The organism is Heyndrickxia sporothermodurans, from assembly GCF_003055045.1.
Taxonomy (GTDB): domain Bacteria; phylum Bacillota; class Bacilli; order Bacillales; family Bacillaceae_C; genus Heyndrickxia; species Heyndrickxia sporothermodurans.
This window is the reverse complement of the sequence record NZ_NAZB01000032.1, coordinates 78,298-92,649: the sequence shown is the minus strand read 5'-3', so window position 1 is coordinate 92,649 and position 14,352 is coordinate 78,298. Positions and strand designations below refer to the sequence as shown.

The following is a 14,352-nucleotide window of genomic DNA, read 5'->3' as shown; positions in this document are numbered from 1 at the left end:
AAGCGCTTACATTTTGAAAAATTGAAATTATAATACTTGTATACAAGTCTACTTGTAACATTGGAGGATCATTCATGGTTGAATCGACAGAACATTTATATCCAGAAAAGTGGTTATCTAAAGCTTCAACTGGAGACCGTATTGCATACGAGCTTAGAATGCGAATCATTTCGGGCACAATTGAAAGCGGTACCGTTCTATCGGAGAATAAATTGGCAGCAGATTTTTCTGTTAGCCGCTCACCTGTTAGAGATGCGTTAAAAATACTTGCTTCCGAAAATATTATTCAATTGGAAAGAATGGGGGCTATTGTCCTCGGATTAAAAGAAAAAGAAATTGAAGAAATTTATGATGTCCGTCTACTCATCGAAACGTTCGTATTTGAACGGCTTGTAAGAATGGATGTGAATGAATTAGTAAAGGAACTTAGCAAGATTTTGGAAATGATGAAAGTTGCAATCAAATATTATGATGCTGATGAATTTTCCTATCAAGATGTCCTTTTCCATGAAACAATTATTCGTGCTATTAAACACTCATACATCTTGATGATTTGGAATAATTTAAAACCAGTGATGGAAAGCTTCATACTTTTATCGATGAGGATGCGGTTTAAGGAAAAATACGAGGATTTTGAACGGATTGTAAAAAATCATGAACTCTATATTGAAGCGATCAAAACAAAAGATCGGTCACTCATGATTAAATCCTTGCATCAAAATTTTGATGATGTTCAAGGGAAAGTTGAAGACCTATGGAGATCACAAGAATTGCTTTCTAAAGGAGTCATACAAGAGAATGACTAACTTTATGTTAGGAATAGATATTGGTATGACAAGTACAAAAGCTGTGTTATTTAGTGGGAAAGGAAAAGTAAGGAATACAGGAAATTATTATCCGTTTCCATTCACTAATCCAAAGTTTTAACAGAAGATTATAGAAGAATTGCAAATTATCAAAGGGGTTTACTAAATCAAAAGGGGGAAAACAAATGCCATTAATTATTGTAGCAATTGGAATTCTAGCATTATTAATCTTAATTATGGGGTTTAAATTAAACACTTTTATTTCATTAATCATTGTATCATTTGGTGTTGCTTTAGCTCTTGGAATGCCTTTAGGGGACATTGTCAAAACGATTGAAGCTGGATTAGGCGGAACACTTGGGCATTTAGCATTAATTTTTGGACTTGGAGCGATGTTAGGTAAGTTAATTGCAGACTCAGGGGGAGCGCAGCGAATTGCCATGACCCTTGTGAATAAATTCGGTGAGAAAAATATTCAATGGGCGGTAGTTGCAGCCTCCTTTATCATCGGTATCGCCCTATTTTTCGAAGTTGGTTTAGTATTATTAATTCCTATCATATTCGCTATTTCAAAAGAGTTAAAGGTGTCTATTCTATATCTTGGTATTCCGATGACAGCGGCATTATCTGTAACTCATGGTTTCCTACCACCTCATCCGGGACCAACCGTTATTGCTGGAGAATATGGTGCAAACATCGGTGAGGTGCTACTTTATGGTTTTATTATTGCGATTCCAACAGTTATTATTGCCGGACCCATATTTACAAAGTTTGCTAGAAAAGTTGTGCCTGAATCCTTTACGAAAATGGGCAGCATCGCCTCTTTAGGTGAACAGAAGGTATTTAAGCTTGAAAATACACCTAGTTTTGGTATCAGTGTATTTACGGCAATCCTTCCTGTTATTTTAATGTCGATCGCTACTATTATTACACTGCTTCAAAAGACAATCAGATTTGAGGATAATAGTTTACTAGCGGTGATTCGTTTTATCGGAGACGCAGGTACAGCTATGTTAATCTCCTTACTTGTCGCAATCTATACGATGGGAATAGCGCGAAAGATTCCTATCAAAACAGTAATGGACTCATGTACGACAGCAATTACACATATCGGTATGATGCTCTTAATCATTGGGGGCGGCGGGGCCTTCAAACAAGTATTAATAGATGGCGGAGTCGGTGATTACGTAGCTGAGTTGTTCAAGGGAACTTCCCTATCACCAATCTTACTTGCTTGGATCATTGCAGCCATCTTAAGGATTTCCTTAGGATCAGCAACGGTTGCTGCCTTAACAACTGCTGGATTGGTAATCCCAATGCTCGGACAATCCGATGTCAACCTCGCTTTAGTTGTTTTAGCAACAGGTGCAGGTAGTTTAATTGCCTCACACGTTAACGATGCTGGATTCTGGATGTTTAAAGAATATTTTGGCTTAAGCATGAAAGAAACCTTTGCAACATGGACATTACTAGAGACGGTGATTTCAGTAGCCGGATTAGGATTTATTTTATTATTAAGTTTAGTCGTGTAAATAAATTACAGTTAATTAATCGTTAAGCATCCCTTGCTCTATTGGCGGTATATTCCCCCTCTCATTCTTCTAGTATGAAGGGAGGGATATGCTGCCAATTTTCTTTTATTAACACCCCTTACTCCCCTACTTATCGGTTGGCGATTAGGTTAAATACCCGAGATAAAAACATAGGCGGAAAAATTCCGCCTAATTAGTATTTATTAATAAAAAAAGCTTAAATAGAAGGAGAAATTCCGCCTATTGACTCGAAAAATGCGAAAATAGGAGATTTTTCTTTGCATAGGCGGAAAATCTCCCCTTATATACCCCAGAAACGATCTCCATTCTGCATTTAACCGGAAAATCTCCGATTAATTTTACTCGTGCTGGTTACTCGATTAAGGACAAGCGAAAGTCACTTGACTCTCGCGGGATACCGAGGAACGGCCCTTTGTTTATACCGAAAACAGCATTTAGTGACTAATTTTCGAAAAGATCATAAATAATACAAATTATACGTATTTTTTATTTGACCTAGAATAATTATTTCCATATAATAATTAATATAAATTAATATTGATTATAGATTTACAATAAGGAATTATGGTAATACTTATTGTAGTCTATAATTTATAAATTAAAAACTTAGGAGGAATTAATAATGTCTTTAATCGGAAAAGAAGTACTACCATTTACAGCTCAAGCATACAGAAACGGTGATTTCGTGGAAGTTACTGAACAAAATTTCAAAGGTCACTGGAGCGTCGTTTGCTTCTATCCAGCAGACTTCACATTCGTTTGCCCAACTGAGCTTGAAGATCTTCAAGAACAATATCCGGCTCTTCAAGAACTAGGAGTAGAAGTATTCTCTGTATCAAGAGATTCTCATTTCACACATAAAGCTTGGCATGATACATCAGAAGCAATTGGTAAAATTACTTACACAATGATTGGTGATCCTGCACACGTTCTTTCTCGCAACTTTGATGTATTCATCGAAGAATTAGGACAAGCTGATCGTGGTACATTCATCATTGATCCAGATGGTGTTATCCAAGCAATTGAAATCAATGCGGATGGTATCGGACGTGATGCAAGCACACTTATTAATAAAGTGAAAGCTGCACAATATGTTCGCAACAATCCAGGTGAAGTTTGCCCAGCAAAATGGAAGGAAGGCGAAGAAACACTTAAACCAAGCCTTGATCTTGTTGGTAAAATCTAAGGGGTGCTATAAATGATACTCGAAGCAGATATTAAGGCACAATTAAATCAGTATTTACAACTATTAGAAAACGATGTACTTCTTAAAGTAAGTGCAGGTTCTGATAAATTATCACATGACATGCTAGCTCTAGTTGATGAGCTAGCAACAATGTCACCTAAAATAAAAGTTGAAAAAACAACATTAGAGAGAACACCTAGCTTTAGTGTAAACCGTATCGGTGAAGATACTGGTGTTGCTTTTGCTGGTATACCTCTTGGTCATGAATTTACCTCATTCGTTTTAGCCCTACTTCAAGTAAGCGGAAGGGCTCCAAAGATTGATCAAAGCTTAATTGATCGGGTAAAAAGCATTAAAGGTGAATATCACTTTGAAACATATGTCAGCCTTACTTGCCACAACTGTCCTGATGTCGTACAAGCATTAAACATCATGACTGTCCTCAATCCTGGTATAACCCATACGATGATTGATGGTGCTGCCTTCAAAGAAGAAGTAGAAAGCAAGGACATTATGGCAGTTCCAACTGTTTTCCTAAATGGCGAATCCTTTGGCAGCGGTCGAATGACATTGGAAGAAATTCTTGCAAAAATGGGCAGTACAGCCGATGCTTCCGAATTCTCTGATAAGGAACCATTCGATGTACTTGTTGTTGGTGGCGGTCCATCCGGTGCTAGTGCAGCCATCTATGCCGCACGTAAAGGCATTCGTACAGGTATCGTCGCTGAACGCTTTGGCGGTCAAATCATGGATACGCTCGGCATTGAAAACTTCATTAGTGTTAAATATACTGAAGGTCCTAAGCTTGCAGCAAGTCTTGAAGAGCATGTTAAAGAATATGACATTGATGTGATGAATACTCAACGTGCGAAACGGTTAGAAAAGAAAGACCTTATTGAAATTGAGTTAGAAAACGGCGCTATTCTTAAAAGCAAATCAGTTATCCTTTCAACAGGTGCTCGCTGGCGTAATATCGGCGTTCCCGGTGAAGCGGAATTTAAGAACAAAGGTGTAGCATACTGCCCACACTGTGATGGTCCATTATTTGAAGGAAAAGACGTAGCGGTAATTGGTGGCGGTAATTCCGGCATTGAAGCAGCGATTGACCTTGCTGGAATCGTGAACCATGTAACTGTTCTTGAATTCGCGGCAGAACTAAAAGCGGATACAGTTTTACAAGATCGTCTTAATAGCCTTCCAAATGTGACGGTTATTAAGAACGCTCAAACAAAGGAAATTACCGGAACTGATAAAGTAAACGGTATTACCTATATTGACCGTGAAACAGAAGAAGAACGTCACATCGACTTGCAGGGTGTATTCGTTCAAATCGGCCTAGTACCAAATACAGATTGGTTAGGTGATACGGTTGAACGTACAAGAACTGGAGAAATTGTTGTTGACAACCGCGGAGCAACAAATATTCCAGGAGTATTTGCTGCAGGTGACTGTACAAATAGTCCATATAAACAAATTATTATTTCCATGGGATCTGGCGCGACTGCTGCTTTAGGAGCATTCGACTATCTTATCAGAAATTAATAAACATTTTTCATGAAAGTCGCTTTTCTATTGATGAATAGAAAAGCGACTTTCTTTTTCTTTGTTTGGGCCCATTGATTATAAATTTGGGATTTGCCAATCGATCTCTTTCCCCCATATTTCCCGTAAAATCGCATTCGTCTTGGAAAATGGTCTACTGCCAAAGAAGCCTCTATTGGCAGAAAAAGGGCTTGGGTGTGGAGACTTAATAATAAAATGCCGAGGAGAAGTAATCAATTGTTGTTTTTGTTGAGCAAATTTCCCCCAAAGAATAAATACAACCGGTGTCTCCCTCTGATTTAAAGTTTCTATCACTTTATCAGTGAATATCTCCCACCCTAAACCTTTATGTGAGTTTGGGATTCCCGCTCTCACGGTTAAGACGGCATTTAGCATTAATACACCTTGCTTTGCCCATTTTACAAGGTAGCCATTATTCGGGATATAGCATCCTAAATCAGACTGTAGTTCCTTATAAATATTTTGCAATGATGGGGGAATTTTCACTTCTGGTTTAACAGAAAAACTTAATCCATGGGCTTGTCCAGGACCATGATACGGGTCTTGACCAATAATGACAACCTTTGTATCGTTAAACGGAGTAAAATGAAGCGCGTTATAAATATCATACCGGTCCGGATATATTACTTTCGTTTGATATTCTTCCTGCAAAGTTTTCCTTAATTGTTGATAATACGGTTTTTTAAACTCATCTTCAAGTAACGGAGTCCAGTCATTTTTTAAAATAGCCATTGCCATTTCACACTCATTTCTACTATAAAATTAATTTTCACTAAAAGATCTACATTTTTATAAACATAAAAAAAGCACCTATAATGAACTGAACCCCAAACGTTAGACACTTAAACTAATATTTGAGGTGCAGTTCTTAGATGCTTTTATAATAGAATTAGTTAGATACTGTTTCCTTCTCACTATGATTTAAACCAAGCGCCTTCGCTGTTGATGTATGAATTTCCTTGAAAAGATCAGGATTTTCCACTAGTGACAAGCCATAAGATGGGATCATTTCTTTTATTTTCGGTTCCCACTCTTTTTGATATTCTGGGAAGCATTTTTTTATTATCTCAAGCATGACATGTACGGCAGTAGAAGCACCTGGAGAAGCACCTAACAATGCCGCAATCGTTCCATTAGCCCCAGTAATAACTTCCGTACCAAATTGAAGTGTTCCTTTGCCACCCGCTTCAGTATCTTTTATTACTTGAACACGTTGACCTGCTACTACGATATCCCAATCTTCACTTTTAGCGTTCGGAACAAATTCTCGTAATTCTTCAATACGCTGTTCTTTTGATAACATAAGTTGTTGAATCAGATATTTTGTTAATGGAATGTTTTTTGCACCCGCTGCTAACATAGTGAAAACATTATTCGGTTTTACAGATAGAATTAAATCCATATTTGAACCCGTCTTTAAAAATTTTGGTGAGAATCCCGCAAATGGTCCAAATAGTAATGATTTTTTATTGTCGATATATCTTGTATCAAGATGCGGCACAGACATTGGCGGTGCACCAACTGCGGCTTTTCCGTATACCTTTGCATGATGCTGCTCGACAATCTCCTGATTGTTACATACTAAGAATAATCCGCTTACAGGGAATCCCCCAATATGTTTACTTTCGGGAATACCGGTTTTTTGCAGTAAAGGCAGGCTTCCTCCCCCACCACCGATAAAGACGAATTTTGAAGTATGGCGTTCGATACTGCCCGTTTCCATATTCCACACTTTCAATTCCCATAAACCGTCGTCTAAACGTTTAATATCCTCAACTTGATGTTTGTATCTAATATCAACGTCTTTACTCTTTAAGTGATCAAACAACATGCGTGTTAATGCACCAAAGTTAACATCGGTTCCTGAGTCAATTTTCGTAGCCGCTATCGGTTCCGTCGATTTACGGTCTTTCATAATAAGCGGAATCCATTCCATTAGTTTGTTCGGGTCTTCGGAAAATTCCATCCCTTGAAACAATGGATTGTTTGAAAGAGCTTCGAAACGTTTTTTCAAAAACGAAACATTTTTCTCCCCTTGCACTAAACTCATATGTGGCAATGGCATAATAAAATCCTGAGGATTACTTATCAGATTGCTGTTTACAAGATAAGACCAAAATTGTCTTGAAAGCTGAAACTGTTCATTAATTGTTATCGCTTTACTAATATCTAAAGTTCCGTCTGGTTTTTCGACGGTATAATTAAGCTCACATAGTGCAGAATGCCCTGTTCCCGCATTATTCCATTCGTTAGAACTTTCCTCTCCTGGGCTTTCAAGCTTCTCAAACACTGTAATTTTCCAGTCCGGCACTAATTCTTTTAAAAGTGTTCCCAAAGTCGCACTCATAATTCCGGCACCAATTAAGATAACGTCTGTACTCGTTTGTCTGTTACTCATCTTTACCGTCCCTTTATACCCTAATATTTGCAGAAAAGATGTAGGTGCACCTGCCTAGCAGCACAGCAAGACAAGGCATAAACCAGTCATACCTTTTCTGTATCAATTATTACATAACTATAGTATATCACTATTATTTATAGATTAAAATAACACTATTATGGGAGGGGTATTGGTTATTTAAGTTTAGGTGAAAATTGACAAATATATATGCGTCCTAAAAAATATATAAAAAAGCAAGAATTTAATCTAGCTAGGAGACTATTTCGTTTGAACCAAGACAATTTCGTCAATAATTGGAATTTCCTTTTTTAATAAAGCTAAGACATTTTCCTCAATATTATTGTCGATTTCACAAACTGTTATCGCAGGACCATTCATTTTTGAACGCTCATTAGCCATACGAGCAATATTAAATCCTTTTTGATAAAGAATCCCTGATAATTCTGCAATAACCCCTTTACGATCGTTATGACGGATAACAAGTGTTGGTCGTTCACCAGAAAATTTTAACGGATAACCCTCCAATTCCTGAACCTCGACTTTACCGCCACCTAAGGAACTTGCTAGTATCTTAACACGACGTGTTCTCCCTTCCAATTCAACAAGAACCGTATTAGGATGATAGCTTCCAAGCACCCGTTTCGTGAATTTGTATTGTAATCCATTTTGTTCAGCTATTTTTTTTGCATTTGGAATGTCATCATCCATAGTTGATAGCCCCATTACACCAGCTAGCAAAGCTAAATCCGTTCCATGTCCTTGATAGGTTTCAGCAAAGGATCCCATCAAAGAGAACTCCACATATAATGGATTCTCGTGTAATAGCTGGCGGGCAATATTTCCGATACGGACAGCCCCAGCTGTATGCGAACTTGAGGGGCCAACCATGACAGGTCCAATGATTTCATATGCACTCTGGTATTTTGCAGGGCCATCACCACTAGTTTTTTTGCTTAGAATCTGCTCTTTTAATTTTTGCCCTGTCGGCGTTCCGGCAAGCCCGCCGATCCCGGTTTCTCTCAACGATTCAGGCATTTGCTGTCCTACTTCGTGCATGACATGAATCACTTAATCAGGAGGAATGACGCTAGCTACCCCAGCTAATGCCATATCCGCTGCAGCTTGTGCTGTAATGGCATGTAAACCGTTACGAATGATGCATGGTATTTCCACTAGCCCAGCAACGGGATCGCAAACCAATCCAAGTGAATTTTTCAAAGCAATTCCAACAGCATTTCCCACCTGCTCCGGCGTACCTCCAAAAAGCTCAACTAAAGTACCTGCTGCCATTGCGGTTGCTGAGCCAACTTCAGCCTGACATCCGCCAGCAGCCCCTGATATCGAAGCTTTATTGGCAACAACTAAACCGAGTGCGGAAGCAGTGAAGATCGATTGGACTATTTGCTCACGGGTGAAGTTCCCACTGTCAAGCGCATGAACAAGTACAGCTGGTAAGATTCCGGCTGAACCGGCAGTTGGCGTTGCCACAATCCGTCCCATTGCCGCATTTACTTCTGATACCGCAAGTGCATTCGCTGCGACATTTAATGTTGTAGGGTTGATAATGGAGAAGCCATTTTTGGCATATTGATAAAGACGGTTTCCATCTCCACCCGTTAAACCAGTTCGGGACATTGCGGGACTCATTGTCCCTTTGCGAACAGCTTCTTCCATTACTGTAAATTGTTCCGCCATTTTTTCAATGATTATATCCCTTGGATAACCCTTTTGTTCAACCTCTGCTTTGATCATCAATTCCGAAATTGTTGTTTTCCCTTGCTCAGCAAGTTCTATTAATTCTTTTAGACTTGTAAAAGACATGTAACCACTCCTTAACAGAAGACGGTTCAAACGCTAAAAAGCATAAGAACCGTCCCTTTGTTTATTCTTGTTCGAAGTATTCCGCAACAACGGCAGCCATTGCTTTTGCCGCAATGATTAGACTATCTTCATTAATAATAAATTTAGGATGATGATGAGGGTATACTGGACCATCCGCTGGCTTTGCTCCAACATAAAAGAAACTCCCTGGGACCTTTTGTAAATAGTATGCAAAATCCTCTGACGCAGATGCAGGTGGTGTTTCAAGGACTGCTTTAATTTCAGGAATATCGGCTTTATTTATCGCCTTGGAAACCAATTCTGTCATCTCTTCATCATTTATTAATACTGGATAATCATGTGAATAGATCAAATCATAGGTAATATCAAATTCTTGAGCAAGCCCGGCTAAAATTCGTTTGAATTCCGTTTCCACTGTAGCACGAACTTCATTGGACATCGTCCGAACATCTCCTTCAAGCTCCACACTATCCTTAATAATATTGAAGGAACCTTTGCCATCAAACGAACCGATTGTTACTGTTGCCATATCAAAAGGATTGATTCGACGACTGACAATCGTCTGTGCGGCGACAACGAAATGACTTGCGGCAACGATGCTATCATTACTTGTATGCGGTGCGGACCCATGTCCGCCTTTACCTTGAATTTTCACTTTGAAATATGAGCGTCCGGCCTGCATTTCTCCAGCACGATAGTGGACTTCCCCAGTATTTGCTAAAGACATTAGATGAATACCGAAAACATTATCAACACCATCTAAACAACCATCTTCAATCATTGCAACAGCGCCACCAGGAGGTGTTTCTTCCGCAGGCTGATGAAGAATAACAATATTCCCCTTTAATTGATCCTTTACTTCGATTAGTGCCTCGGCCAAAATCATTAAATAAGCAGTATGGCCATCATGACCACATGCATGCATGACTCCTAGATTTTGCGATTTAAAAGGAACATCCGCCTCTTCCGTAATCGGCAGTCCATCGAAATCAGCTCTCAGGGCGACTGTTTTTCCTGGAAGGCCACCTTCGATGGTGACAACCACTCCATAACCCCCAACATTCGTTCGAATCTTTACATCTTTATCTTTATAAAATTCAGCAATATATTGAGATGTCTTTTCCTCTTCAAACGATAATTCAGGATGTTGATGAAGATATCTGCGAATTTCTATCATTCTTTCTTTCTTCTCATCTAGCTTTTGTAATAGTTGATTTAACATATTTTCTCCTCCAATTATTTTTCTACTTTAACGGTTAGAGTAATGAGACCGCACACAACAATAGCGATTGCCAAGCTGATAAATACGATTGAAAATGAACCCCCTGCCAAAGAAATTAAAGCCCCAAATGAAATCGGGGCAATAAAGCCTCCAAGTGTTCCTCCAGTATTGACGATCCCAATGGATGAACCAATTACTTTTTCCGGCAAAATCTTATGTGGCCAAGAAAAAATACCTACAAAGATCGTCGTTAATAAAAATGTTAAGGCAAATAAAAATACGATAGACAGTGGTAATGAATCTGAAATTACTAAACCTAGAAAAAATATTGATGATAGGACTGAACAAACGATTATCAGTAGTTTTTCCTTGCCGTTAAACTTTGTCAATAAGACACCGGCAAATAAAGATGCTAGTGCTCCTCCAATAGCATTCACCGCTAGAATTGTTCCAACTGTACTAATTGATAGTGAGAACTTTGCCTTTAAAAAAGATGGCAACCATGACATATTTCCGTAAAAGGCAACATTGGCAAGCAACATGGCAATGAATAATATAATGACATTTCGATTAGAAATAACAGATTTAAAACTAACTTTTTTCGATACAACATTCACTTTTTCTACCGGAATGTTATTTGGTACAAAAAAGATGACTAAAAGTAATGAAATAGCGAAGAGCACTCCTAATGCATAGTAAGCATAATGCCAATTTAGATCTATTAGCCTCGCTCCAATAACAAATGCCAAGATACCGCCAATCCCATTCGTTGACAAAATGAGAGATTGGATAAAGGTACGTTTTTCCTTTGAGAAATTAACCGCAATACTCTTCGAACAACTTGGCGGGTAACCTGCATGACCGATACCCGCTATGAAGCGAATTAGTACAAAAACGAGTAGACTCGCTCCAAAGCTAAATAGAAATGAAAACAATGTAATCAGTGAAAGAGATAGAATTAAGACCTTTTTATATCCGATCTTATCTGACAGCCATCCTCCAGGAATTTGCATTAACGAATAACCGAGGAAAAATAAACTCATCATTAATCCGGTCTGACTTGTTGTAAGATGGAATTGATCTGCAATTGGAATAATGGCGGTAGAAATCATATTTTTGTCCATATAAACCATGGAATAACCAGCCATTAGAGCTGTAATCAACATCACTTCACGAGAACTTTTGGCCTTAGGAACCGAAAGTTTGGCACCGCTTTCTTTTAACGCTTCTTGAGAAACAGACATATAAAGTCCCCTTCCGGTACATGGTATTTTGAAAACGTTTTCTTATTTATGATTGTAAATGATAGAAGTATGAAAGGCTTTCCAATCATTGTCCAGAATATTCCCTCCATTTGCCCTCATCCCTTATTCTTTTCCTAACAAAGGACAAAAAAAGACCACCAAGTTTTAACTTAATGGTTTAATTTCAATAAGATGAAAAGCATTTAATGTTAGGGTTGATTGTAAATAAAGGTCCGAATCAATATTTTCCTCATAGATTTGTAATCCAGGATAGGTACGCTGCTTCAAGAACGTAATGGTTTCTTGATCATTAATATCCCTCTGTTTGAAATTCATCCACTTCATATAAAATGCACCGTTATTCCGATCTAAAATATGTTTACGAATTTGATAAGACCCGCGGGGCAAACCTGAAATCACAAACTTTTTTTCCTTCGTTAAGGAGCTTAAAAAGAAGCTTTCAACTGAGTAGGAAGGGTTGACATAGGAAGTGTTATAAATAGCCAATTGGTATCCTTGATCTCCCTTGGTCAGGACAAAGCCTTCTCCTTCCGCTAAAATTTGGTCGTTCATTTTTGCCATCAATTGAATGTTAAAAAAAGCGGGACGTTTCAATTGGTAATAATAAAGCAGGGCAATCCCATTCATGGCAATGTGCTCATACTTCCAATTATTTATTTCTAATGAATGGGTATCAATCCAAAATCCTAAACCAGAAATAATTTTCATTACATTAAACATATCTTTAAAAATAAGCGATGAGCGAAAAAAGCTTCCGCTTAAATCCACAGTATTTCCATAGAGAGTATTCCAATTTGTTAAGTAAATGGGACTGTCTGTCAATCCCACTGATTGCAGCTTTGCTTTCAAATCGATACATGATTTCATTAAAAAATCTTTAACGTCTTCAAAGATACTATTATTCATGTCAGTAAAATCAACTTGTTCATTCGGATTGCATGTGAAGCAGACCAGTTCGCATTCATTTGCAAATTGCTTTAAAAAGGCAGTAACAGGTGCTGTGATTCCTGTCTCTAAAGAAAATGGCACATGCAGACCAACTTTGGCGGCAGAGGACCATTTTTTCACCGTTTCATAAAAATTTCGGTAAAAGGTACCCGCTGTTTCCCCCCACTCTTCGAAAGCTAATTCAAACTGCCATTTCTCCACAAAGTCACTGCCAAAATAATGAACACTCTGCTGTAGAAATTCACCTAACATCTTGATGTAATCAGAACTTCTTTCGACCTCCTTTTCAAACTCGACACGGATAAAAGGCACTAAACCAAGCTGGCGAAAGGAATTGAATAATGTGTTAATCTGATAAAATTGTCCTCCTGTTTGCAGGAGATGAGTTGTAATCGTAAAAGTAGAAGAAAATAGGTTCGTGAAATAGACATATTCAAATTGGAGTAGCTCTTGAATAAGCCGTAATTCCGCTTGGACTTCTTCTTGTAAGGCATATTCCAGTTGTCCAATAACTAGTAATCTGCAGTCTTTTTTACGAATAAAGATGGGCTCTTTTGGCAGATCAATATATACCGTCGAAACGGCTGGATCCATCAACGTGAAAATTTTCTCATTTGATGGGATATACTTACTGATTTCAATTAAAAAATTCGGTGATTTCAATAATGTATATTGATCACTTACATAATGTACTTCCTCGATGTCGTTAGGTTCCTTTTTATGAAGGTTACGGTATTCAGCAGGCGTTTGCTGGTATATTTCTTTAAAAGCCTTATTAAATGCCTTTGCATTGGGAAAACCATTATTGAGCGCAACTTGCGTTATAGTATGTCCAGTATATAAGAGCTCACGAACAGCTGATTTCAAACGTAATTGCTTTACATATTGTGAAAAACTAACACCAACCTCCTGCTTGAAATAACGTGATAAATAGTATAGGGATAAATATTGCTGTTTGGCGATTTCCTCTAATGATATTGACTTGCGATAATTTTTTTCGATATAAGCAAGAATAGCCTTAATTCTTTCATCCTTCATACTAATAAATTGATTCTGCTGCAGATAGGTCGTTTTAAAATTCCGTATCAAAATAGTGACTAACTTATAAATCAGGCTAGTGGTTTCAAGTTCACTTCCATCTTGCTTTTGATAATGTGCAATTAGAATTTCCGCTAACAGTTGACGAATTTGATCAAATAGAAGATATTGACCATGATCCTCTTTAGACGAATAGCAATCAAAATAACACTCATGAATATCTTGATAATACCGCTCGATAGAACGTAGTGGAATTTGCAATAATAAGACTACATTGTCTTCAATCCCTTTTATGTTATGAACTTGATTAGCATTTATAAGCAGAAGGTCATTTTCAACCAAATGGTAGGAATCTTGATTGACGACAACCTCAATTTCTCCTCTAATAACTAGAAGAATTTCAATTCCTAAATTGATATGTTGCGAATGGTGCCGAATATTCTGTAAACTAATTTGGTACGATTCTTCGATTGCTCCGGACATAACATTCACCTCAATATTTCATCTTTGCAATCTTAATTTGTTCAA

General features: G+C 37.9%; 11 protein-coding genes and 1 pseudogene. 5 read left to right on the top strand and 7 right to left on the bottom strand.

Features of this window, described 5'->3' with window-relative positions; all coding sequences use genetic code 11:
- Positions 1–74: 74 nt before the first annotated feature.
- The 5 genes and pseudogenes from B5V89_RS14325 to ahpF all read left to right on the top strand — a co-directional run bounded on the left by B5V89_RS14325 (position 75) and on the right by ahpF (position 5,087).
- Positions 75–806 carry a GntR family transcriptional regulator gene (locus B5V89_RS14325; RefSeq protein ID WP_066230735.1) on the top strand — a complete coding sequence of 244 codons (732 nt, stop codon included), beginning with the start codon at positions 75–77 and terminating at the stop codon, positions 804–806.
- Positions 727–900 (top strand): annotated as a pseudogene (locus B5V89_RS20745) (gluconate kinase); the annotation flags it as partial. The gene B5V89_RS14325 and the pseudogene B5V89_RS20745, both read left to right, overlap by 80 nt.
- Positions 901–991: 91 nt before the next feature.
- Positions 992–2,338, top strand: a complete 1,347-nt coding sequence (locus tag B5V89_RS14320) for a GntP family permease (protein ID WP_108072578.1) — start codon at positions 992–994, stop codon at positions 2,336–2,338.
- Positions 2,339–2,981: 643 nt separating this feature from the next.
- Entirely contained in the window at positions 2,982–3,545 is a 564-nt protein-coding gene (ahpC, locus tag B5V89_RS14315) for an alkyl hydroperoxide reductase subunit C (protein ID WP_066230744.1), read from the top strand.
- Positions 3,546–3,557: 12 nt separating this feature from the next.
- Positions 3,558–5,087, top strand: a complete 1,530-nt coding sequence (ahpF, locus tag B5V89_RS14310) for an alkyl hydroperoxide reductase subunit F (protein ID WP_107921172.1) — start codon at positions 3,558–3,560, stop codon at positions 5,085–5,087.
- Between the two features lie 78 nt (positions 5,088–5,165).
- On the opposite strand, the gene B5V89_RS14305 is transcribed toward ahpF, so the two are convergent.
- The 7 genes from B5V89_RS14305 to B5V89_RS14280 form a co-directional block, all read right to left on the bottom strand.
- Positions 5,166–5,840, bottom strand: a complete 675-nt coding sequence (locus B5V89_RS14305; RefSeq protein WP_108072604.1) for a uracil-DNA glycosylase — start codon at positions 5,838–5,840, stop codon at positions 5,166–5,168.
- A gap of 157 nt (positions 5,841–5,997) precedes the next feature.
- Complete coding sequence (locus B5V89_RS14300; RefSeq protein WP_108072576.1) at positions 5,998–7,506, bottom strand: malate:quinone oxidoreductase; 1,509 nt, start codon at positions 7,504–7,506, stop codon at positions 5,998–6,000.
- 261 nt (positions 7,507–7,767) lie between these two features.
- Complete coding sequence (gene sdaAB, locus B5V89_RS20475) at positions 7,768–8,544, bottom strand: L-serine ammonia-lyase, iron-sulfur-dependent subunit beta (protein WP_342352538.1); 777 nt, start codon at positions 8,542–8,544, stop codon at positions 7,768–7,770.
- A gap of 33 nt (positions 8,545–8,577) precedes the next feature.
- Positions 8,578–9,330: an L-serine ammonia-lyase, iron-sulfur-dependent, subunit alpha gene (sdaAA, locus tag B5V89_RS20470; RefSeq protein WP_342352537.1), complete on the bottom strand. Its 753-nt coding sequence runs from the start codon at positions 9,328–9,330 to the stop codon at positions 8,578–8,580.
- 61 nt (positions 9,331–9,391) lie between these two features.
- Positions 9,392–10,573, bottom strand: a complete 1,182-nt coding sequence (locus B5V89_RS14290) for a M20 family metallopeptidase (RefSeq protein ID WP_108072574.1) — start codon at positions 10,571–10,573, stop codon at positions 9,392–9,394.
- A gap of 14 nt (positions 10,574–10,587) precedes the next feature.
- Positions 10,588–11,817 (bottom strand): MFS transporter, encoded by a 1,230-nt coding sequence (locus B5V89_RS14285; protein ID WP_084347585.1) that lies wholly within the window; start codon positions 11,815–11,817, stop codon positions 10,588–10,590.
- A gap of 165 nt (positions 11,818–11,982) precedes the next feature.
- Complete coding sequence (locus B5V89_RS14280) at positions 11,983–14,307, bottom strand: helix-turn-helix domain-containing protein (RefSeq protein ID WP_108072572.1); 2,325 nt, start codon at positions 14,305–14,307, stop codon at positions 11,983–11,985.
- Positions 14,308–14,352 lie beyond the last annotated feature (45 nt).